Origin of the sequence: Parabacteroides timonensis, assembly GCF_900128505.1 — a bacterium.
Classification (GTDB): Bacteria; Bacteroidota; Bacteroidia; order Bacteroidales; family Tannerellaceae; genus Parabacteroides; species Parabacteroides timonensis.
Window position 1 is genome coordinate 4,091,019 of the sequence record NZ_LT669941.1, and the last position, 24,481, is coordinate 4,115,499.

At 40.6% G+C, this 24,481-nt stretch carries 14 protein-coding genes; 9 read left to right on the forward strand and 5 right to left on the reverse strand.

From position 1 onward, the window contains the following. Nucleotides 1–690 precede the first annotated feature (690 nt). The 7 genes from BQ7394_RS23835 to BQ7394_RS23865 all read left to right on the forward strand — a co-directional run bounded on the left by BQ7394_RS23835 (nt 691) and on the right by BQ7394_RS23865 (nt 12,257). Complete coding sequence (locus BQ7394_RS23835) at nt 691–1,245, forward strand: RNA polymerase sigma-70 factor (protein WP_075559669.1); 555 nt, start codon at nt 691–693, stop codon at nt 1,243–1,245. A gap of 82 nt (nt 1,246–1,327) precedes the next feature. Beyond that, nucleotides 1,328–2,263 (forward strand): FecR family protein, encoded by a 936-nt coding sequence (locus BQ7394_RS23840; protein WP_075559670.1) that lies wholly within the window; start codon nt 1,328–1,330, stop codon nt 2,261–2,263. Between the two features lie 224 nt (nt 2,264–2,487). Continuing rightward, a complete protein-coding gene (locus tag BQ7394_RS23845) occupies nt 2,488–5,766 on the forward strand; it encodes a TonB-dependent receptor (protein WP_075559671.1) in 3,279 nt (1,092 codons plus the stop codon). Between the two features lie 12 nt (nt 5,767–5,778). Continuing rightward, nucleotides 5,779–7,284, forward strand: a complete 1,506-nt coding sequence (locus tag BQ7394_RS23850) for a RagB/SusD family nutrient uptake outer membrane protein (protein WP_075559672.1) — start codon at nt 5,779–5,781, stop codon at nt 7,282–7,284. A gap of 116 nt (nt 7,285–7,400) precedes the next feature. Continuing rightward, nucleotides 7,401–8,939, forward strand: a complete 1,539-nt coding sequence (locus tag BQ7394_RS23855; RefSeq protein ID WP_161951812.1) for a cellulase family glycosylhydrolase — start codon at nt 7,401–7,403, stop codon at nt 8,937–8,939. An 8-nt stretch (nt 8,940–8,947) separates the two neighbouring features. Continuing rightward, complete coding sequence (locus tag BQ7394_RS23860) at nt 8,948–10,078, forward strand: glycoside hydrolase family 130 protein (protein ID WP_075559674.1); 1,131 nt, start codon at nt 8,948–8,950, stop codon at nt 10,076–10,078. Then, on the forward strand, nt 10,071–12,257 hold the full coding sequence (locus BQ7394_RS23865; RefSeq protein WP_139317747.1) for a glycoside hydrolase family 15 protein: 2,187 nt from the start codon (nt 10,071–10,073) through the stop codon (nt 12,255–12,257). Before BQ7394_RS23860 ends, BQ7394_RS23865 begins: the two co-directional genes overlap by 8 nt. Before the next feature lie 487 nt (nt 12,258–12,744). On the opposite strand, the gene BQ7394_RS23870 is transcribed toward BQ7394_RS23865, so the two are convergent. Next, complete coding sequence (locus BQ7394_RS23870) at nt 12,745–13,704, reverse strand: fimbrillin family protein (protein ID WP_075559676.1); 960 nt, start codon at nt 13,702–13,704, stop codon at nt 12,745–12,747. A gap of 206 nt (nt 13,705–13,910) precedes the next feature. On the opposite strand from BQ7394_RS23870, the gene BQ7394_RS23875 reads away from it, so the two are divergent. Both BQ7394_RS23875 and BQ7394_RS23880 read left to right on the forward strand, forming a co-directional pair. After that, a complete protein-coding gene (locus BQ7394_RS23875) occupies nt 13,911–15,038 on the forward strand; it encodes an AraC family transcriptional regulator (RefSeq protein ID WP_075559677.1) in 1,128 nt (375 codons plus the stop codon). Between the two features lie 66 nt (nt 15,039–15,104). Next, nucleotides 15,105–16,241: an acyltransferase gene (locus BQ7394_RS23880; RefSeq protein ID WP_075559678.1), complete on the forward strand. Its 1,137-nt coding sequence runs from the start codon at nt 15,105–15,107 to the stop codon at nt 16,239–16,241. Between the two features lie 289 nt (nt 16,242–16,530). Here BQ7394_RS23880 and BQ7394_RS26515 read toward each other — a convergent pair whose 3' ends face one another. The 4 genes from BQ7394_RS26515 to BQ7394_RS23895 all read right to left on the reverse strand — a co-directional run bounded on the left by BQ7394_RS26515 (nt 16,531) and on the right by BQ7394_RS23895 (nt 24,259). Then, nucleotides 16,531–16,659, reverse strand: a complete 129-nt coding sequence (locus BQ7394_RS26515) for a hypothetical protein (protein WP_262497551.1) — start codon at nt 16,657–16,659, stop codon at nt 16,531–16,533. Nucleotides 16,660–16,805: 146 nt separating this feature from the next. Continuing rightward, complete coding sequence (locus BQ7394_RS23885; RefSeq protein WP_075559679.1) at nt 16,806–19,205, reverse strand: glycoside hydrolase family 3 N-terminal domain-containing protein; 2,400 nt, start codon at nt 19,203–19,205, stop codon at nt 16,806–16,808. 121 nt (nt 19,206–19,326) lie between these two features. Continuing rightward, nucleotides 19,327–20,937, reverse strand: coding sequence for a SusD/RagB family nutrient-binding outer membrane lipoprotein (locus BQ7394_RS23890; RefSeq protein WP_075559680.1), 1,611 nt, complete (start codon nt 20,935–20,937; stop codon nt 19,327–19,329). A 37-nt stretch (nt 20,938–20,974) separates the two neighbouring features. Beyond that, entirely contained in the window at nt 20,975–24,259 is a 3,285-nt protein-coding gene (locus tag BQ7394_RS23895) for a SusC/RagA family TonB-linked outer membrane protein (RefSeq protein WP_075559681.1), read from the reverse strand. Nucleotides 24,260–24,481: the final 222 nt, after the last annotated feature.

Below are 24,481 nucleotides of genomic sequence, written 5' to 3' on the forward strand. Positions count from 1 at the left end.
GATCTACACCTATGACGTAATCGGTTAATTATCAGAGAAGTGATAATTTTGATGGGCTTTGCTTACTTTATCCACATCATTTTTCATTATTGGATTTGATACACAATATTAATAAGTTATATTATAAATAGATTATATTTGCATTAAATAAGTACAATAGTTCTTCTAGAACTAAGTCATTTTTTTTATACAATTCTTTAAATATAATTTGTAAACAGATTTCTTTTATATCTACTTGAAATGGTATTAAAAAAATATTACTTCTCAGAAGGTACTTCTAGAAAGCTAATTATTTTACTTCACTAAGAGGATAGCGACGCTGTCTTTCAATTTCTTATGTAAGAATCAGTATAGTGCGGATAAGGCATGTTTTTCATGATATTGGAAGTACTGCTGAAACCTATTAAATAGACACTTATTTTGTAGAAATAGGTTTATTGTATTAAGCTATTGAAGAAAAGATGCTTCTCAATAAGAACATTCCGACATCAATCCGGCTGTTTTTTACGGCATTATGGCTATCTTCCTGAAGTCCCTTATTTTTCAGATAAGCTAAAGTTTGATTTTCCAAAGTTAAGAATGTGGATTAAGTATTAATTGGTTATCTAAAATATTCGTTGAAAATTGGGAAAACACTTTTGTATAGCTATCTTTGCACGACTATAGTAAGTATAAAGACTTACCCCCAGTATGGATAGTTTAAAGGAGGTTGAATTCAACAAATTTTATACAGCTTATTACAAAAGGTGTTTTCTGTTTGCCAAATCATATGTACACGATGATTGGGTATCGGAAGATATATCTTCGGGAGCCCTGATTAAATTATGGGAGATGTCACAGGAAAAGGCTATCGATAATCCTACATTCATATTGTTCACAATACTTCGGAACAGAGCTCTGGATTACCTGAAACATCAGAGTATCAGAGAAAATGCCTTATCCAATCTTTCCGAATATGGACGGCGGGAATTAGAAATTCGTATCTCAACCCTGGAAATTACCAATCCTGATAAAATATTTGCTGAAGATATTCAACAGATTGTGCGAGAGACACTAAAAAAACTACCGGAACAGACACGGGAAATTTTTGAAATGAACCGTTTTCAAAATCTTTCTAAAAAAGAAATCGCTGATAAGCTGGGTATCAGTATAAAAGGAATAGACTATCATATCTCCAAAGCATTGAAATGTCTACGGGAAAATCTGCAGGATTATTTTCCAATTATTTTATTTTATTTTTTTTAACACATATCTATCCTAGTAGATCTCTTAGCTAAATCGTTTTATTTATGAAGGCATGAAAAGAGCTTTCATATAAGTTACTGTTATGGATAAAGAAATATTACAGCAATATATAGAAGGAAAACTTGATCAGCAGCAAAAAGAAGAGGTTGCCAGATGGTTGGATGCTAATGAGAAGAACATGAAAGAATTTCTGATGCTTCGTGGCATTTATGACGCTATTCTTTGGAATGAGCCAGAACAGAAGTCTTTTCTGTCTCTAGCTAAACGAATCCGACTATTTCGTGAGTTTTTGAAAATTGCAGCTATTTTTATTCTGGCTTTTGGTAGTTTCTATTTTTTAGTTCCTAGAAATGAAAAATTTATCGAACCAGAAATTGAAAAGCTAACTGTATATGTGCCTGAAGGACAATGGGCAAAAATATTTCTGACAGACGGAACCAAGGTCTGGTTGAATGCAAAAACATCTCTTTCCTTTCCCAACAGGTTCATTAGTGGAGAGCGTAGGGTAGAATTGGATGGGGAAGCATATTTCGAAGTTAAAAAAGATACTACTCGGCATTTTATAGTTTCTTGTAAAGACTATCAGGTAAAGGTTTTAGGGACGGAATTTAATATAAAAGCCTATCGACAGAATGACTATTTTGAGACTGCTTTGATGAAAGGCTCGGTTGAGGTTGAATCCACTTTGAATCATGAGAAAGTGTTATTGACCCCGAAAAGATACGTTTATACAAAAGATGGGAAACTAATGTCGGCAAACTTAAAAAACATAGATCAGTTTTTGTGGAGAGAAGGAATTATTGCATTTGAGAATGAGAGTGTAAAAAGTATTTTCTGCAAACTGGAACTATATTATGATGTGAAGATCGAAGTGAAAAATACGAGAATACTGGATTATCCCTATACAGGGAAGTTCCGTACAAAAGACGGTGTAGAACATGTCTTAAGGGTATTACAACTCCAGCATAAATTTGCTTATACAAGAGATAATGCTGCAAATGTAATTGTGATTAAATAATATTCTGTTAACCTCAAAAAAATAATGCCTATGTAACATAACTTATCAGTCTACAAAAAATAGCCGGAAAGTGGTTGCAACACTCCCCGGCTGTTAAAGTCAACACTTGACAAGCTAATTAATTCTTTAAGTATTAACTTTATTAACTCTACAAATGTATGGAAAAAAAAGCATTTGGAAAAATTTCTTTATTCTTAAAACCACAAAGAAAAATCCTACGCAGAATGAAAGCAACTACCATCTTTCTTATATTCTTCGCTACAGGTTTATTCGCAACGGAAACCCATTCGCAAGTGTCTAAAGTAAGTTTAGATGTCACGAATGCAAACGTTAGGGATGTATTGCGAGAAATAGAAAAACAAACAGATTATCTTTTCATTTTTAATCCCAATGAGGTAGATCTCAACCGGAAAACAACCCTGCAAATCGAAAATAAAATGGTAGCAGATGTTTTATCTGGTATTTTCAAGTCGACAGATGTGATCTATGCGATAGAAGGTAATAACATCATGCTCATGAAACGGTCTGATTTGCTTCAGCAGGATAAGAAGCCAGTTACCGGGACCGTCACCGATGAACATGGTGACCCGATTATCGGAGCTAATATCGTTGAAAAAGGAACTACAAATGGCATAATTACGGATTTGAATGGGAACTTTACTCTTAACATAGCCAAGAACGCATTGATACAGATATCTTACATCGGATATCATTCCCAAGAAATAAGAGTAACGAACCAGCAAGCCCTGAAGATCATAATGGTAGAAGATACTAAAGCTCTTGAGGAAGTAGTTGTTATCGGTTATGGAACACAAAAGAAAGCAGACCTTACCGGCTCCGTTGCTAATATAAGTGCGGAAAAACTTACGACACAAAGTAACGTAAATATCGGAATGGCATTGCAGGGTAAAATACCCGGGGTAGATATCGTTTCACAGGGAGGATCTCCTGGTTCCGGAACCAAAGTGATGATTAGAGGTATCGGTACTTTAAATAATGCTAGTCCATTATATATTGTCGATGGCATGTATATGGACAATATTGACCATATTAACCCTAATGATATATCTAGTATTGATGTATTGAAAGATGCTTCGTCCGCTGCTATTTATGGCTCTCGTGCTGCAAATGGCGTAGTAATTATTACGACCAAGGAAGGAGTAAACACGGAAGGTAAGCCCATTATTGATGTTTCTGCAAACTGGACTGTCCAAACTCCAAATAAATATCTGGATATGCTTAATGCTGCCGAGTGGGCAGAAGTTACGACAGTTGCCCGGCAGGCAATAAACAAAGCCCCATTGGAAATGGCACAAGATCTAGCGAATAAACCGGATAATGATTGGCAGAAAATTATGTATCGCTCCGCTTTAATGCAAAACTATAATGCATCTATTAAAGGAGGTGGTAATACATATACCTATTATACCGGACTTGGCTATACAAATCAGGACGGAATTGTGGTAGGAACAGAATACGAACGGTTTAATGTCCAGTTCAAATCAAACTATAAGAAAGGCATCTTTTCTGCAGGGAATAATATTGTCATGTCGCATAATTCTCACAGACCTGAACATTATGAGTCAAGAGGAGGACTAATTGGCACTGTTTTACAAAGTGTACCCACACTGGAGATATATGATGAAACCCGTAAAGGGGGATATGGCGGTATTTATGGTGATGTGGTAAATTTGTCACATCCATTAGGGGTTATGGACAGAAAAATCTGGGATCGGTATAGTGAAACGACCAGAGCTTACATTAATCTATATGCGCAATTGGAATTTATACCCGGATTGAAGTATAAAATAAATATGACTCCGGATTTCCAATTCGATAGAAATATGGAATATCAGGGAGTATTCCAATTTGGAACGGGAGCTCCTAATGTTCCTAATGTCTCTGAAGGACAAGGGCGATCGCGGAATATGTTAGTTGAAAATCTTTTATCTTTCGATCAGACGTTTGGAGATCATAAAGTGTCGGGACTGTTAGGTTATTCCTATCAGGATTATCGTTATCGCTATTTGGGAGCAAAAGGAAAAGGAATGACTGAAGGATTGAAAGAAATAGATGCGGCAACGTTAGACAGAACCAACAGTGGATATTCAAGAAGAAGTGTGCTTACATCTATTATTGCTCGCGCTTTTTATTCTTACAAGAACCGTTATCTCATTACGGCTACATTACGTCGTGATGGTTCATCAAAGTTTGCAAAAGCAAACCGGTATGGGAATTTTCCATCGGCATCAGTCGGTTGGAATATAGCAGAAGAAAGTTTTATGGAGAATGTTGGATGGATAAACCAATTGAAATTGCGCGGAGGTTACGGTGTCCTTGGTAATCAGGAAATCGATAATTATCAATATACTTCTACTATTACAACTGGTATCAATTACCCTGATGGTAAAGGAGGTCTATTACAAGGCGCATTCCCGAAAGACTTTGCTAATCCAACAATTAAATGGGAAGAAACGGCTATGACTAATGTGGGGATTGACTTCATTTCTTTTGATAATCGTTTGTCATTAACTGCTGATTATTATGTGAAGAACACAAAAGATATTTTATTAGCTGTTCCTATTCCTATTTCTTCAGGAGGAGCAAATGATCCAGTACGTAATGCCGGAGAGATTCACAATAAAGGATTTGAGTTTAATTTGGGTTGGACAGACCAACCCAATAAAGACCTATTCTACAGCGTGAATTTTATAGGTAATATTATGAAAAATGAAGTGGCCAAAATGGGAACAGGCAATCAAGTAATTTGGGCTGGTAGTACACAACAAGGTATTAGTACTTGTAAAACATTGGTTGGTTATCCGATTGGTGGATATTGGTTAATACCATATGACGGGATATTCCGGAATCAGCAGGAGCTCGATGCGTATCAAAAAGACGGCAAACTGATCCAACCTGGGGCCAAACCTGGAGATGCCCGATTTAAAGATACTAACAACGATGGAATGATCAATGACGATGATCGGGTGTATTGCGGAAGTCCTTTCCCGAATTTTACCATGTCGGTTAACGGAAATATCAAATATAAAAATTTTGATGCTCTGATTGGAATACAAGCCGTTTTCGGCAATAAAATTTATAATGCAACTCGTCAGACATTGGAAGATGTCACCAAAGGTTCGAACTTCCTGCATACTGTAATGGATTATTGGACTCCTGAAAATATAGATGCAACATTCCCACGCTTAATTTGGGATGATCCAAACCGTAATGGACGTGCTGAATCCGACCGTTACTTGGAAAGTGGATCTTATATTCGTTTACGTAATATACAAGTGGGGTATACTTTCTCTCCCCGTTTATTTAATAATCTGATCCAGAAAGCCAGAGTATATGTGAATGCGGAAAACTTATTTACGATATCAAATTACACTGGTTATTCACCGGATGTGAATTCTGAAGGAAATACATCTCGTGGATTTGATAATTTCATGTATCCAACTACCCGGGGATATACGTTAGGTTTGAATGTTACATTTTAAATAATAAGTCAGATGAAAACATATTATAAAATAATAGTATTGTTACTTACAATTTTGCTAGTATCCTGTGATAGTCAGCTTGACCAGTTAAATCCTAATCGAGCTACGGAAGCAACTTTCTGGCAAACGGAAGAAGATTTTAAACTGGCACTTACTTCCTGTTATACCCCTCTGAAAAATGCATTGAATGGAGGATATTACGGTACACGTGGAGTGATGCTACGTATAGCACGGGCGGATGAGGTTGAATTCAGAAACGATATTTCAGAAGTATATACGGTTCATCGCTTTACTAATAGTAATACCAATGGATTGGTACAGGGGATGTTTTATCAATTATATAATGCCTTATACCGGACAAACTCTATTATGCAGGAATTAGAAAAGAAGAATTTCTCTACAGAGTTTAATAATGAAGTGAAAGGAGAGGCATTGTTCATTAGAGGTTATTATCTGTTTGTGCTGGGTAAGGAGTTTAAAGATGTGCCGTTACGCCTAACAGCCTCTCAGGATCCGGCAACTTTTCCATTGGCGAAATCATCTCAGAAAGACGTTTATGATCAGGCTATTAAGGATCTAACCGAAGCTGCTTCACTGTTACCTATGACTAATATTCCAGGTAAGCCCACCAAAGGTTCTGCGTATGGTTTTCTTGGGAAAATATATCTGTATATGGAAGATTGGCAATTGGCAAAAAATATGTTGGAGCCTTTAACAAAATCTCCTTATTCATATAAATTAATGGAAGACTTTAGTTGGAATTTTGATGAAGAACATGAAAATAATGCTGAAAGTTTGTTCGAACTTTTAATAGAGGATTTAGGAGGTGATGATATTTGGGGAGATGGCGAGAATGTAAATTCAACTCAGTCGAATACCCGTCCCATAGAATATGCAGCAGCAGAAGTGGGGGGGTGGTTTGAAGCAAATCCGACTCAACAGATGATGGATATTTTCTTGAAAGAGAAAGATAAAGATGGCAAAGTTGATTATCGGGCACGGATGTCGGTTGCATGGAATTATGAAGGATGCACTTATTATATGAAGCCTTTCCAGACTGTATTTAAAGAGAAATTGGATACCTATTGGATATTAAAATATCAGAATTGGCAAACTCAAGAAATTGAGTCAAATATGCTCAAGTCATTTATCAATGAAAGAGCCTTGCGATATGCAGATATTCTCTTAATGTTGGCAGAGGCTGAACTTGAATTAGGTAATACGGCTGAGGCTGTCGGTTATATCAATCAGATACGCGCTCGTGCTAACTTAAATCCGTATAGTGGGGAACTAATAAAAGGAGCAGTAAAAGAAGATCTAATCCACCAGCGGGCAATTGAATTTTTTGTGGAAGGAGAACGTTTCTATGATCTCCGTCGCTGGGGGTTGTTAGATAAATATATTCAGTCTCAGGATCCTGGGAGATATACCAATCTCAGCCCCAAGTTTTATTATTTCCCTATTCCGGCAAAAGAATTACAAACCAACGAGCTTTGTACGCCGAGCGAAGGTTGGTAATTGGAAAAATAAACCATAGTTATAAACAATATGAATCCGTGATAAGGGAGTGAAAAGAAATGTATTCTACTTATTCTCTCATTCCCTTACTACCGATTTGTTTAAATATCGATAAAATGAAAAATAAAATGAATTTAATAAAAACGTTTTCGGTTGTTTTAATATTATTGATAATCTTTGGGAGTTCCCCTTGTTATGCACAAAAAAGCAAAGCGCAGATAAATATTGATCCTTCCAATGTTAATTATACGCTAAGAGGTGGGATGGGAGCTTCCTGGCATGCTATCAGTAAAGATATAACGCAAATACTACCTATTGAGAATCAAAAATATATTTATCCTGCAAGAGAAGACGCTCCTCGTGGTAGTGCTCATGGCGGTAATCCTCCAGTTTCTCATACCGATGCTTGGCAACAAATAAAAGACCATGCCTCATGGCTGGGAATGGACTTCGTCAGAGTAGAGATTAGTATGCGGATGTATGAACCAGGTTACCGCTTGTTCGATTGGGATAATGAAGAAATGCAGGCTTTATATAACATCCTCGATTGGTGTGAAGAGAATCAGGCGGACGTTTTCCTACAACAAATGTGGAGTTATGTCGATTGGAACAATTACCCGGGAGTACACCCTCTATTTAGCGCTCCACGTAATCTGGATGAATTCGCTTATGGTATTGCCACACTGTTGGAATATTTGACTAATGAAAAAGGATATACTTGTATTAAATACTTTTGTATGACCAACGAACCTGCCGGCGGTGGTGTATGGGGCGACTGGTGGTCGTTTGGTAACAGTAGTGAGAAACATAATACAACATATGACGCTTGGAAAAGATTGAAAGAAGAATTTGACGGTCGTGGAATTGCTATTCCTATCGCAGGACCTGACTGGACACACATGGCAAAATTTGATAGGAAACACCTTAGTTTTGCTCCTTATCTAGGTGCTTTTGATATTCATTCCTACCAAGGTGTAACCCCTGAAGGGGAGGCAAACCTGAAGCAATGGGCAGATTGGGCCCATGCTCAGAACAAACCTTTCTTTCTTACAGAATATGGTAATATGCAGTATGGTTATGGTGGTGAACATCCGGGCCTGAAGTCTTTTGAATCAGCTTTGTCGAATACCGAAGATGTGATGAGAGCTTTCCGTTCCGGAACAGATGGTGTAAATCGCTGGAGCTTCACAAACCGGGGAGATTTGGATGGTCAATTCCAACTTATAGCAACCTTTGACAGGCAGAAAAAGATATATCTCACTGAAATATTACCTGAAAACGGTACATATTATGGTTTTGCAATGGTATCACGTTTTTTATCGAAGTATTCGTCAGTTGTTTCTTCTTCAACAAATCAACCGGACAGTGTCCTGATGTCTCTGTCAGTATTAAGTCCTCAAGGTGAATTAAGCATTTTTATATTGAATCTGAGTGATGAAACCATAGAAACTGATCTGAATATTAAATCTTTGCCTAAAAAGCAGATGAATATTTATCAAGTTACAAAAGAATTGGTAAGCCAACCGATATTTGAGCTAAATCCGATTCAAAGTTTTAATTCTAAGAAAAAGCAGTTAACCTTGCCACCTAAAAGTATTACTACAGTGAGTAGCTATTATTTAGAAAATAAAGATAAAGGTATTACTTTTAAATAGAAGCTACTATGTTACGAAATATACTAATAAGAATATTTGTGGTATCCTTCTTTACTATCTTCTATGTACCAACTATTTTGTGTGCACAAGATGCATATAAAAGTTGGATGATCGGTCCGTTTGAAAAATCTCCCTTTGGTATCAACCCAATATTAGGACCCAATTTCGACAGTAAATTTTATTGTCCCATGATGGATAAAGAAGTAAGATGGGAGGCAAGAGCTATTATCGGAGGAGGAGTGGTAGTTAAGGATAATAAAGTCTGTATGATCTATCAGGGTGAAGATGATACTCAGGGATATCATTTACATACAACTGCAAGTCCAGGAATAATGCGGATGGGCCTTGCGGAAAGTTGTGATGGGTTCGATTTTATAAGACGAGGTCCCTTTTTATATCCGCAAAAAGATCAATTTTCAGATTGGGAGAAAATGGGAGGTTGTGAAATACCTCGTTTAATAGAATCGCCTGAAGGAGGATATGTTTTGATATATAATGGGTGGAATAAGTCTATAGCAAGACTGATGGTCGCTACGTCTGAAGATTTAATCAATTGGAAAAAACATGGTTCTCCCTTTTCTAAAATTCATGGGAAAAAGTATGAGCGGTTATGGTCAAAATCTGCAGCAGTGATCACAGAATTGAAAAATGGAAAATTAGTTGCTGCAAAGATTAATGGTAAATACTGGATGTATTGGGGAGAAAATGGTTTACATATGGCAACTTCTGATAATTTGATCGATTGGGAACTTGTGGAGAATTCGGATGGAACACTAAAAACTTTACTCCCCCAGCGTCCGGGAAAATTTGATGACCGTGTCATTGAAGGAGGTATGGCAGTCAAAACGGATAAAGGGATTGTAATCATATACAATACTTTTCGTTTTAAGGAAGAAGAAGAGGAAGGAGATCATGTACTTGGTTCCGGATTAGGTCAGGCACTTGTTGATATTAATGATCCGACTAAATTATTAGATCGTTCTGAGATCCCATTCCTTATACCTGATAGAGAATATGAAATCCAGGGAGCTGTCAATAATGTAGTGTTTGCTACAGGGCTTGCATACTTTAAGGGTAAATGGCTATTATATCATAATGGAGGAGACCGTGTGATGTGTGTTGCGGTATGCAATGAATAAATACAAAATCTTTAAAAATAATAAGAATCGTATGAGATTAAAGATGTTATTTGCATTACTCTGTTTTTCAGTTGTGTGCAATGCACAACAACAATTTATTGATAAAGCTTTTTTTTTAGGGCGAGATTATTACGTATTACGAAGTGGGCGGGCGAAAATGGTGCTTCAGGCTGATAAAAGCAATTTAGGACCAGCCTTTACCTATACGCTTTTTGATGCTGAAAATACAGCTCAGACCCATCATAAAAGAAAGGCATTTAACTATATAGAAGAAAGAGGATTTGCACACTCCGCGTTAGAGGTTGTTTTGGCCAATTATCCTTTGACTGCATTAGGTACACAATTGGTTACAAGCTGGGTAGTGGAAGATAATATTCCATCTGTTCAAGCGGATTGGTGGGCAAGTGGAGTAAAAGTACGAGAAGTAATTCGACCGGCAACATTGAATGGTTTATTTAAGCGAACGATAACTCTTGATCCGGTGGGTCTTATGGGAATTGACACTGCATATATCCGCCTTTCTTTACCGGAAAAGAGTATTTTGAAAGATGAACATTCCATATTGTGGATGGATGACAAAGCTAGTATGGTGGTTTCTTCTGCTTCTACCTTAGAATATCAAGTATCTACAGCAGACGGTAAATTAGAGATTGGACCTATTATTCTAGTACCTGGAGAGAAAAGAGAAATTATAACTTATTTATTACTTGATGTTTTTAGAAAGAGTCCGCAAACTTTATTAGCTGAAGCATCTTCTATCGAGAATATAATAGCCAAAGAACATCAATTGTTAGTAGATCGTTGGCGTAATTCAAACACGATTGATACGGAAGATACTTTGGTACGACATACACATGATGTTGCTCGCTATATATTACCGGCTTATGTATCTGATCAGGGACAATTGGATGCTAGTCTTTTTGAGTATGGCGCTCAATGGGTTCGTGATGCTTCTAATACAGCTTTGGGGATGATTCATATAGGAGAATTTGAGCTTGCCCGTGCAATGCTTGATTTCATGCTCAAAAAGATGATTAATGAGGAGGGTGTTACGATGATTGGAAACGCATATGATGATCCCGACCGGGAACAGTTTGATCAGATGGGAGAATTTATGCATGTAATGAAATGTTACTTAGATTGGACGGGAGATTCCTCTTTACTTACTCAGAATAAACAGAAATTAATAACGATGATCGAACGTCCTTTACATCCTTCTTTTCGGGATGAAACAGGAATGGTACATAATCGTCGTGAGTTTTGGGAAAGAACTTTTGATGATGCTTATGAGTTAGCTTATCAAACCTGGGTAATTATCGGGCTACGATGCGGTGCGGATGTCGCTAAGTATCTGGGAGCGGAAAAGAAAACAGATACCTGGCGGGCGGAAGCAGATAGAATACAGCAAGCTATGCTGGCGCATCCCACAAAGCGTTTGATTGATAAAGGATATTTAATAAAACGACGTAATACTAATGGCGAGGTTGTATCTTTAGTAGATTATGTAGGTAGTGCTTATCCGGATTCTCCTGTTACATTGGAAAAATATCATAGTATAATGCCGGATGCTACTATGGCATCACCGATTTCATTACGGGTGGTTGATCCTTCTTCCGAATTAGCTAAAAACACACTTGATGAATTGGAAGAATTATGGAATAGCCGGTGGTCATTCGGTGGATATGAGCGCTATAATTCCAGTTCCCAGCTTGACCAACCCGGACCCTGGACATTTGCCACTACATTTATCATGCGTGCTCAACATGAGGCCGGCTTATTGGATCGGAGCCGACGTTCACTTAATTGGCTGGCAAAAATTGACGGAGGACATACTGGTGCCTGGAGGGAAGCTATACCTATTATCAGGAACGAGAGCCTCCCTGCTGGTCTAATTGCATGGACCACATCTGAAATCTCATATTTTATGATTCATCATATGTTGGGTATTTCATTTGAGGAAAATGCCATGATAATTAAGCCTGTTCTGTTCTCGGAAAGTGCTCCACTAAAGGCAGATCTTCGTTATCGGGATAGTCGGTTCCAATTAGATATAGATGGAGCTGGCACTATATCACATGCATTAATCAACGGGAAGAAAGTATTACCTGATAAATTGGGTCGTATTATAGTTCCTATAAATTTTACTTCTGGAGAGATTCAGATTATTACGAATAAATGACTAAGTAGAGATTTCAGTAAATCTTTTTTATAAAATAATGATTGACGGAAATTATTGGAAAAAGAAAATAGTAGCATAATGAAACCGCCCCCGGTAAGGTTCGGGTCAAATAAAAGAGTGTTGTCGGCGATAAGTTGAGAGGGAATATGTGTCCTGTTGAGTCAGGACACCGTATTCGGGGCCGGCTTCATTACTACTATTTTAGTATTAATTAAATGTATACGTAACTCTCACGAGTTAGTTCGTTAATTCTTTTCAAATATAGAACCTCATTCGGAGGAAGTTTTGAGACCCCTTTACCGGATGTCGTGGTAAGAGCGGGAGCATTACTTCCTCCTTTTCCCCGTAATTGCGCTTCTTCTTGCGATGCCGGACTGGCTACACAATCAGACTTTCGTCTGTACATCCGGGCAGGCAGTTCGTCGGCACTGCAACAAAGTACATTTACGCAGAGATTCTAAACCATAACCAAAACATAAAATAAAACTTACATAATGCTGCTTGTAGCATCTTTACCATTACCCTGTATCCAGTCGGTAACGGATACCTCTTTCAATGTAAGAGCCTCTCCGCTGAGAGTTAATTTGTAGAGATATTTATGTCCTTTTTCCCAAACTGTTTGAGCGGGAATTTTATATTTATATGAACTTCCATTTATTGTAAAGAGGGCTTCAATGTCTCCTTCAGCTATGGGCCCCGATGTCGGGAATACCCTGATATGCTGCGGATCACAAAACTCTTTCGTCAGTGTAACAGCTTCCTCAAGGTTCAACCGGGTAGAGGTCTTGCAACCTGCTGTTCCGGTAATTTCGCCGGTTCTGATATCCATCATGCCTCTACAAATCAGTGTACTTCCTCCAGCCTTGTTACCAACCTGGATGGCACTTAGCTGATAATCTTTGTATTCTCCTTCCTGCAAGTTGATTTGAAAGGAGATAAGAGACAAAGCATGGTTCATATTCAGAATCACCACAGGTGAAATACTGTTCACTATTTTCTGACCAACGGCGTGTGTGCCATACATATAGTCGGGAGTTTGAGTTGCATCCGATGATAACTTTACAGGAATACTGGCTGCACTCAGTCTCATTTGCGACTGATATGGATAATAGGCATACACGGTGGCCGGGTCGAAGTTAAGGGAGACTTCCGGCGTTTGTTGCCAGGAGATTTTATTACTAATTAAACTTGCTTTCGCTTTTACATTTATATAATCACTATCCTCATCATATAAGCCACCGTCATTTTCGCGGGTGATCAGTAGCCCTATTTCCGATCCGTCTTTGAATTCTTGCACGAAATTCGCAGACTTAGTAGTTAAAATACGTGTAATAATTCTTAATGGTTTTTCTTTTGCGCTAATACTCTCAATGGCTACGATATTGCCTTCGTTAGAGCAACCCGCCAAACAGGAAATCAGTGTAATAAATAGTAATAAATTTCTCATACTTTTATGCTATTTTTGTATCAAATTTCATATTGCAAATATCCGGCGGTTTGAGCAAAAAGAGGGATCATACGGTATAAAACCACGATGAAATCGTATAAAAACGCATGATGCAAATAATCTAAAGACGTCAAATTGTCTAAATATGGTGCAAATCAACTATTTGAGAGTGCAATTTGTTTATAGATAAACGAGGCGATGGGAGTATGTTAGACAAAATACAGTTTTTATTAAGTATGCAGATAATCGGCCTATGCGTTTTAGGCGGTATTATGATGTTATTAAGGTCATTCGGCAACCGGGCACGACATATTTTAGGCTGGAGTATGATTATGTGGGCTTTGATGGCTGTGATCCGAATTTCTGTTAATTCTTATGTGAATGAGACGAAGGAAGCATTCCATCCTGATGTACTTATTGCAAGTTGTTTTGTGACCGCCTGCCTTGCCAGTTATGTGATTGAAAAGCTACGTCCCGGTTTTCTTACTTTAAAGCGATTTGCCATTTTTCTTTCGCCTGTTGTGATAGGTGGTTTGTCTTATCTTACTTACCGTTTGTCGGGCGGGGAAATTCATATATTTTATTCGATAAAAGACGTGTTTACGCATTTTAATATGGATGTATTTCTGCGTTTATTGGTGCTGGCACTTACTCTTTTTTATATGATTTTACCGATATATCTTGTCGTAAAGTATGCCGATGAGTATTCTGCTTATCTGAGCGAGAACGTTTCGGATCCTGAAAATTATGATTTGAGGTGGTTGAAGCGGACAATGATCGTGTTATCTATCCTTTACTTCCTCTATGTAGTCCTGTTGCTGACCGACAGAACGATCCTGTATGTCGTTATTAAGACTATTATGCTGGTTGTATGGTTTTATTTCTTCTATAAAGCATTATTTCTTAAGAATATCCGGATTGAACACTCCTTTAAAAACGGATGGGATCTTCCGTTGAATGTGGATGACGAAGAAGACGATGATGACGAGGAGCAGCGGGGTGCTCTTTTCAAACGCTATGCCGAAGAGGTGAATACCTGGTTTGAAAGAGAAAAACCTTACCTGAATGACGATTTACGACTTACTGATTTGCAACGTGTGTTCCCTATCAGCCGTTCTTATCTCTCACAACTATTCAATAAAGAACTAGGAATGTCTTTTTCCGATTATGTGAACCAGTTCCGTGTGGAAGAGAGCAAACGCCTGATGGATGCCGAACCTCTGGCCAGCATCCAGGATATTGCCGAACGTTCCGGTTTTCATTCTATCAGTACGTTCCGCAGGGCTTTTACCAAACATACCGGTATTATTCCTTCCGAGTATAAGAGAGGATAATCCTGTCTTGCATGATCTGATAAGATTACTTACTTTTACATCCTGTTGAAGAAAATAACTCTTGTCATGAATAACACTACTACTGCACGTCCGCACATCGTATGGTTGGACGTACTTCGTTTCGTTGCTATCCTGATGGTCATTGCCTGTCATTGTACCGACCCGTTCAATGCCTCTCCGGAGTCACGTGCCAATCCTGAAATTAATTTTTGGGGATCTGCCTATGGTTCTATGTTGAGGGCTTGTGTTCCCCTATTTGTAATGATAACAGGTTTTTTATTGTTGCCTGTCAGACAGGAGGTATCTGTTTTCTATAAGAAACGTATTCCGCGTGTATTTTTTCCTTTCCTGATATGGTCTGTATTGTTTAATCTAGCTCCCTGGTTTATCCAGTGGGTAGGAGGAAGCCCTGAACTGGTGACTGACTTCTTCCCCTGGGCACCCGATCCTTCAGCCTCTTTGGTTGACGGACTGAAAGATATTGCTATGATTCCGGTCACATTTACCGTATACGCAACACCGATGTGGTATATTTATGCACTGATCGGCTTGTATTTATATATGCCTGTATTCTCGGCCTGGGTGGAGAAAGCGTCAGATAAGGGGAAACGTTGGTTTTTGATTGCCTGGAGTGTCTCCCTGTTTATTCCTTACCTGGTGGAATTTGTTTCGAGGTATGTGTTCGGAACCTGTTCGTGGAATGCGTATGGACTATTCTACTATTTTGCCGGTTTCAACGGTTATCTGTTGCTTGGACATTATCTGGGTAGAGGAAATGATTGGTCGGCCGGTAAGACGCTGGCGGTATCTGTTCCTTTGTTCCTGATTGGCTACCTGATCACTTTTACTGGTTTTCGTTATATGACTTCCGATCCGAATGTGAGTGAAGAGGGGATGGAACTCTTCTTTACCTATTGTTCTCCGAATGCGCTGCTGATGACGGCTGCTATTTTTCTATTGGCTCAGAAAGTTCGTATTAAATCACCTCTGATCTGTCGTGCTTTGGCTAATCTGACAAAGGTTGGATTCGGGGTGTATTGCGTGCATTATTTCTTCGTAGGGCCTTCTTATCTGCTAACTCTCTGGTTGGGTGTTCCTGTGCCTGCCATTGTGCCTGTTTCGGCTGTATTTACGTTGGCTGCATCATGGGTTTTCACCTATTTGGTAAGCAAGTTGCCTTATTCGAAATACATTATAGGGTAAGGGATTTCGAGAAATGAGAGGCCTGTTTGTGCAAATGATGTTAAAAACGGGCAATGCTGGTATAACGTATATGTATTACCACTACTTTTGTGTTATAAAACATATTTATATGACATGTTTTACTATGAGATCGTTTTAAATAAATAGAAAGCGCTATGAAAAAAGTAGTTAGTAAATGCGTCAAATACCTGGAAATTCTGGGTGAATATGCGATGCAGAAGTATGGAATAAGATAAAATAAATCTTTTCAGTGTTAGGGGGATGTCCGTGAGGGTATCCCTTTTTTAGTTTATGGTTGGTAATAACCGTAAGGTATAAGTTCTTCTATCTGTTTGATCTCTTTGAGGTAACATTGGTCAAGCAGTGTCAGGCGGTTGGCTATCTTATGTACTTCGCGGAAGTTATGGTCTGTCTTCACAGATGCGAGAGGTACGGAGGCGGATTAATATCTTGTCGGCCAGGAAGCGTTTTCTGTCTTTTTAATAAAGTATAAAAAGGAAGGTAAAAGAAACGGGCAGGATAATGAAAGGTATCATGCCCGTTACTTATATGTATATTCATTTGTCACTTTACAACAAATGTATCTTTTAACTTGATATCGGTAGATGAGGCACCTATCCTTACTTCGAATTCGCCCGGTTCTACTGTCCATTGCATGTGCCTATCCAGAATCTGAAGGTCTTCGGGAAGAAGGGTGAAAGACACTTTCCGGGTTTCTCCCGGTTGGAGGGAGATACGTTCGAAACCACGTAATACAGATTCGTAAGCGATTACACTGCTCACTTTATCGCGGATGTATAACTGCACTACTTCGTCACCGGCCCGTTTGCCTGTGTTGGTTACATCGACCGTTACTGTAACAGGGCTTTGCGAATACGGCGTTTCCTGCTTGATTGCAAGGTTTGAGTAAGCAAAGGTGGTGTAGCTTAATCCATGACCGAACGGGTAAAGAGCACCGTTTACACGGGTGTTTCCGGAACCGTTAGGGCCTGCGAAGTATTGTCCGTCTTGTGAACCCGGTTTAAACGGGAAGTTAAACTCGATCTGTCCGGTCGTTTTCGGGAAAGTAACCGACAAGCGTCCGCCCGGGTTGTAATCGCCGAACAGGGTTTGTGCGATCGCTTCTCCGCCCAGTTGGCCGGGGAACCAGGCTTCGAGGATAGAAGGAATGTTACGGTCCGCCCAGTTGATTGTTAATGGCTGTCCGTTGATAAGGATAAGTACGACAGGTTTACCTGTTGCGTGCAAAGCTTCCAATAGTTGTTGCTGGCGACCGGGAAGGTCGAGACCTGTACGCGATTTACTTTCTCCCGTACAGCTTTCATCTTCTCCCAGTACGGCGATGATTACGTCGCAATCGGCTGCTGCGGAAGTAGCTTCGGTAATCGTTTGCTTTTCTTCGTCCGTCAGCGGAGTGGGGACGATTTCGCTGTCGGGCCAGTTGGCATCTTTTATTTCACAACCTTTGGCGTAGACTACTTCTGCCTGGCTACCCAGATAACTTTTAATACCGTCGTAAACCGTGATATTATCCAATCCCTGCGGGCCGTAACGGCTGATCATATAGTTGGTTTCTTTAGCCAATGGACCTGCGATAAGCACTTTCTTTGTCTGGCTCTTATCCAGGGGAAGCAGGTTGTTTTCATTCTTCAGGAGGACGAGTGACTGCTGTTGCATATCCAGTACGAAATCGCGGTGTTTGTCGGCACCGACAATCTTATCTGCGGCCTTCGGATCTTTTACATACGGCGAGTCGAACAGGCCGAGTTCAAACTTTACACGTAATACGTCGGCTACCATACGATCGATTGATTTCATGGATAGTTTGCCTTCTTTTACCAGTTGACGTACCGGAAGGATATAGTCGGCGGGGTGGGTGAAGTTGGTACGGACATTCAGTCCGGCTTCTACCACCTGGCGCACGGCTTCTTCGTATGAGTCGGCTACATGGTGTTTGGTTTGTACGAATTCTACGGCTTCGCTATCGCTTACCACGTACCCTCTGAAACCATATTCCTGACGCAGCAGTTCAGTGAGGAAGTAATAGCTGGCGGTAACGGGTACACCGTCCCAGTCGTTGTAACTGCTCATTATACCTTTGGGATGGGCCTTTTGTATTACTTTTTTGAAAGGATATAAATGAATTTCATGTAGTTCGCGGGGAGCAACATGCGGGTCGGTACGCACGGCTGCGTCGCGTCCGCCTTTTGGAATGCTATATACGGCGAAGTGTTTCAGGGTAGAAGCTACGCCGTTTTGCTGGATACCGTTTACCATTTGTATGCCGAGTTCGCCGACCAGATAAGGGTCTTCTCCATACGTCTCGAGTACACGTCCCCAGCGAGGATCGCGGGCAACATCGAGGATGGGAGCATATACGTTGTTATATCCTAAAGCTTTGGCCTCTTTTCCTGCAATATCTCCAGCCTGAAGTACCAGCGAACGGTTCCAGGTACTACCGATGTTGATCGGGGCGGGCAGGGGAGTTGCTTTGGTATGGTTTAGTCCGTGAATACCTTCGTTTGAGAAGTCGACAGGGATACCCAGGCGAGTTTCTTCTATGAACCAGCGTTGTGTCTTGTTGATTGCTTCGGCATGGTTGCTGAAAGGGTAGATCATTTCCGGTGTCCTGCGACGAGCACTTCCTACGCCATTCAACTGTTCGTCGATATTGGCAATACCGTCTTTCCAGATCTCGTTCTTCCATCCTTCGGTGGGGAGTGAGTCTTTCAAGACACGTCCGAAACCGTAAAGGGTTGCCATCTGGCAGCTTTTTTCTTCCAGCGTCATCTGGTTGAGTAGATCTTGTACACGTGCCTCAATAGGGGCCGAGGGGTCCTCGTAAACGTCTTTTACGCCGTTCTTATTCAAGTCTATCCATCCTTTTTTATAGATCGAGTCTTTGGCTTGCATAGTACCGGTCCCGAGGCAGATCGCTACTAATAATGAATATTTGAAATTCATGCTATTATAGGATTAATATGGTTTGTTGTAACGTAAAACCGTATGGTCGGTAATTATTAGCACAAAGTTAACAATTATCAACCATACGGTCAATGATTAGTAGCTATTCAGTTGGATGGGATTATTTTACGTCCCACCACAGACGCGCGTCGATCTTGTTGTTTGCTGACTGGGCGTTATAGTTTTCTGTGTTCATGGATGCTTCTTTCGAAGGATACAAGAAACGCACCGGAGCGTTCTCCTTATTCAGTAAAGCACCGTTTTCGCGGTCGTCATCCAGGACAGGAAGGTCTGTACGGCGGTATTCTGCCCAGTTTTCATATATCTGCAGGAAGCCGAGGTGTAACCATTTCTGGGTAGCGATCTGCTCTAATGCTTTTGATGAATTGAACTTGAAAGTTGAAGTGGCTAACCAGCTACCCAACGTTCCGTCGGATACGTCTCTGTTGGCGATATTCATATCTTTTCCTTTCTCTGCATCGCTGTTCTTATAATATTCGTAGTAGTTCTGAATAGATAAGATAACCCCTTTGTTATAGAACTCTTCCGCATTTCCGCTAAACAAGCCACGGTGTGCAGCTTCTGCCAGACAGAAATAAACTTCAGCAGCAGTCATACCGATACCTACCGGCAATTGATAGTTTTTACGGAAAGTAACTGTATTAAGACATCCGTAGATCTTGAAAAGTTCAGTTCCATTCGGTCCGTTTACCAGAGCGATTGCTTTGTCGGCAGAAGAAGGATAACCGATGATCTCTTTGCTATCTTCGTAAACATCCCCCTCGTCATCTGTTGCCGGCTGATAGAATACCTCCAGACGCGGGTCGGTTGCTTCTTTCAGTAAGTTAACAGTGAATTCAGGTGCATACATATAATAGCTTTGTGCTTTGGAATGACTTTCTCTCATGGCACGCCAGATACCGTCGGGAGCAGTACTCTGGTTGTCTACTTTAATATATGTGTTATCGCTGTTGCTGGTAATCAACTGGTCCAGTGAAAGTTCTGCCAATACTTGTTTGGCCTTATCAGGATCGACATTTGAGATACGCATTGCATAACGCAGGCGCAATGAGTTGGCAAACTTGTACCAGCCGTCGCAGTTACCTTTGTAGATGATATCCTGTTGTTTAAATATATTGCTGGTAGAGGCTGTCTTGAAATAAGCGGCAGCAGATTTCAGGTCTTCCAGAATAGAATAATAAATATCTTTCTGAGTATCATATTTCGGTTTGAAGATGACACTTCCGCCATAGACTACGTTACGTGCGGTGAAGGCTTCCGTGTAAGGCATATTGCCGAAAAAGTCGGTAGCGATAGCCGTGTTGTATGCTTTCAGAACCTTACCTGCCTCGACAAAGATTTGATATTTGGCCTGTTCGTCCGGTGACAGGGTAGCATACATTTTATCTATCTCGGTTAGGGTGCTCATACGGGTTACGTAGTAGTTTTCCCAGCGGGCCTTATCATCCTGAATATTCTGATACAGGTTGACACGGTCTTTTCCTGCCTGGCGGGCAGTTGTCTGGATATAGTTCCCGATCAGGCGGAAATTATAATTCCATGTATCGGCGTAATCGTTTTCGATCGCTTTCAACGCACCTTTGGAGAAAAGGTATTCGATCTCTGCCGAGGTAAATCCATCCGGATTATTGTGCTTGTCATCCAGTTTGCTTTCGCAGGAAGAGAAAGCTACGACGGTGCCTAGAAGCAGGCTATATAATATGTGTTTCATAAAAGTTTACTGTTTTATTATGAATAAGTTACTAGGTTTAGAAACTGGTGTTGATAGCAAAACCAAAGCTTCTGGCTGATGGGTAAGAAGTGTATTCCACATAAGGGTTCGTACCGCCTGTACCCAGTGTTGCTTCCGGATTCACGTTAGGAACATTCTTATAGATGAAGAACAGGTTGCTACCGATCAATGATACATTCAGGTTCTGCAGACCGATCTTAGAAACGATGTTGTTCGGAACGCGGTAAGATAATTTCATTTCACGCAGTTTGATATAGGTGTTATCATACAGGTTGTCTTCAGAACCGTTACGGTTGTAGCGCGAGTTGTAATAATCGGCTGCCGATACAATGATGTCGTTCTTTTCGCCTTTTTCGTTTACACCATCCACAATGATACCGTCGTGACGTACACGTCCGTCAAGTGCATTTGCCGGAGCTGAGGCGCTATGGCTGTCCAGAGGGATTTTCTGGTTGCTGTTCTTGTCGATATAATAAGCCAGACCACCGTATTCTTCATCGCGTCCCCACAAAGATTCTTTACCTGCTCCAGATGCTTTCAGGAAGTTGTTGGTGAATGAAAGCAGTTTACCGCCGAACGAACCGTCGATATGTACGTTTAAAGAAAAGTCTCTGTAACGGAATGTATTCGTGAAACCGGCTGTAAACTTCGGTGCTGCGCTACCTGCATAAGTAAATTCCGATTCCTGCTGGTAGTTACCGTTCTTATCCACAACGATTCTTCCCTGGTCGTCACGTATCCATTTACGGATAAATACACTAGGTGTAGCATATCCCGGAACAGCTTTGAAGATAGCGGCGCTCCACGGGTTACTGATCTGGCGGTCTTCCATGCCATCGATCAGAGAAAGCAGTTCATTATGTGTATAGGCGAAGTTCAGAACACCTTCCCAGCTGAAGTTCTTGGTTTCCACCGGAGTTCCGGTAACCTGAAGTTCCACACCACGGTTGCCGATCTCACCGGCATTCATTCTCATACCTGTAGCACCTGTTGAAGGAGCGACCGGTACAGTGATAATCTGATTCTTAGTCTTGTTAGTATAGAAAGCGAAGTCTAATCCTAAGCGCCCGTTAAGCACGCGGCTTTCCAAACCGACTTCCCATGAATAAGTCTTTTCAGGAACAATATTGGTAGGAGGAACGTCTGCTTTGAATTCATTTGTAATAACTGAACTATTGAATGATCCGTACTGGTATTCAGAGTTAGTAAAGTAGATAGACGGCGTCGTATTACCCACGATAGCGTATGAGCCTCTTATTTTACCATAATTGTACCAATCCGGTAGATCCAATGCTTCTGTAAACACAAAACTCAAACCGGCAGATGGATAGAAGAAGCTACGGTTGCCGGCTGTCAGACGAGATGACCAGTCGTTACGGGCAGTCAAGTCCAGATACAGGAAGCGTTTGTAAGCTACCTGGGCAGAAGCGAAAACAGCTCCCAGGAATTCACCTTGGTTAACGACTTTGTCTTTGCTGGCTTGTTTCGGATCTCTTTTGTTGTTTTCTGATGAGAACATACCGTTATATTTCAAACCATGAGATTCCCAGATCACTTTCGATTCCGTGATATCTTCACCGGAAACACCCAGGTTGGCAGACACGTCGAAATCTTCATTGATGGCTTTGTTGAACATCAATAAACCTTCCACGTAGTTTTTCTGGTAGTGTGCATCCTCTTTCCGGTAACTACCTTCCAGACTGTTAATGTCTGAAGGATCCGAATATTTGGTAAAGTATTCCTTGTTCTCCTTGTCGTCACGGTAACGGTCCGTACCACCACGCAGACGGAAAGTCAGGAAGTCGAATATCTTAAGATTAGCAGACAACGAAGCGATCAAACGTTCGCGGTTCTGTGTATATTCGTTTTCATTCTGCTGCCACATCAGGTATTTGATGATGTTATCGCGGTTTCCGGAACTGATTCCTGAGATCTCGTCTGTCAGGAAGTAACCTTCATCATTCTTATAGTTGTCTTTCCATAACTGAGTGATCTCGTTACGAGGCATCGGATAGTTGGATACACGGTCGATACGTGTAGGAGGATTCTTTGTTTCCGAAATGTTGAACGAAACAGAAGCATCGAAAGTCAGACGTTCGTGTACTTTGAAGTTACCGGAGAAGCTGAAGTTGTGCTTGTTCTGTTTGAAGTTTTCCAGGTAACCGCCATAGTTCATATTTGTATAAGCCAGACGAATGCTGTTCTTATCGGTACCGTTGGTAATAGAGATACTGTTGTTGTTGCTGAAACCGTCTTTAAATACATCCCGGTAGTTGTTAGGCTGCGGCGAATACGGGCGCTTCACGCCATCCCACCAAAGCACTTCCGTTCCGTCCATGCGCGGGCCGAAGCTACGGTAAGTATCACCGTTATATATATTCTGACCGTCTGCATTCGTAGTGAAGTACGGATTTGAACCACCTCCGAACACATTCTGAAGTTCCGGCATAAAAGCACGCTGGTCATACGTATAAGATGTTCCGACCTGAATACCGAGACCTTTACCGGCACCTCCACGCTTGGTAGTGATTACGATCACACCGTTGGTTGCACGTGAACCGTACAGAGCGGCAGCGTTTGCACCTTTCAGGATAGACATCGATTCGATATCGTCCGGGTTGATGTCGTTAAGGGCAGAACCTTGCTGTGTCTCGCTACGTTCGCGACCGGCCCAGTTGGAATCTACGTCGTTGATAGGGATACCGTCGACAACGATCAGCGGACGGGTATTACCTTCCACCGAGTTGATACCACGGATCTGGATCTTGGTACCTCCCGTAGGTCCCATGGCTGTCTGCTGGATCTGTACACCGGCAGCTTTACCGTATAAGGAAGTCGCTACGTTTTGTACGGGAACAGTCTGGAGCTGCTCCGCTTTCAGTTCACTCATGGCGTAAGGGAGGGCACGTTTTTCTTTTTTGATACCCATGGCGGTTACTACCACTTCGTCGATTTTCTGGCTGTCTTCCATTAATTTTACATCCAGAGTAGCTTGTCCGGTGTATTTGATATCCTGCGTTACATAACCGATAAAAGAGATAGACAAAGTGCTTCCCGGTTCCACATCTATTATAAAGTTACCATCCATGTCGGTAATAGTACCCTGACTGGTTCCTTTTATAGATACGGAAGCACCGGCTACGGGGCCAAATGCATCAATAACTGTACCTTTTACTTGCTTTTTTTGTTGAGCGATGTTAGTTACAGCTTCCGACTTAGCTCCTGTTGCATATACCTGTCCGGTAGAACAGAGAGCGCCGGATAGTAAAATAAGTCCGATAGGTCTCAATACTTTTTTCATAAACAAATCTTTAATTAGATTCAAGAAAATTTAATTTCAATGCTGCAAATCTATAAAGTGTTGAATCAAAGCTATGTTAGAATCTGTTGATAGGATGGTAAATGCTGTTAGTGACGGATTTTACTATTTATTTGACGGATATTACCATTTTGCCAATCAGGCAGGTAGTTATTTTTTGTGTTCTTTTATAAAAACAAGTCTAATACAGGTGGTATAATCTTT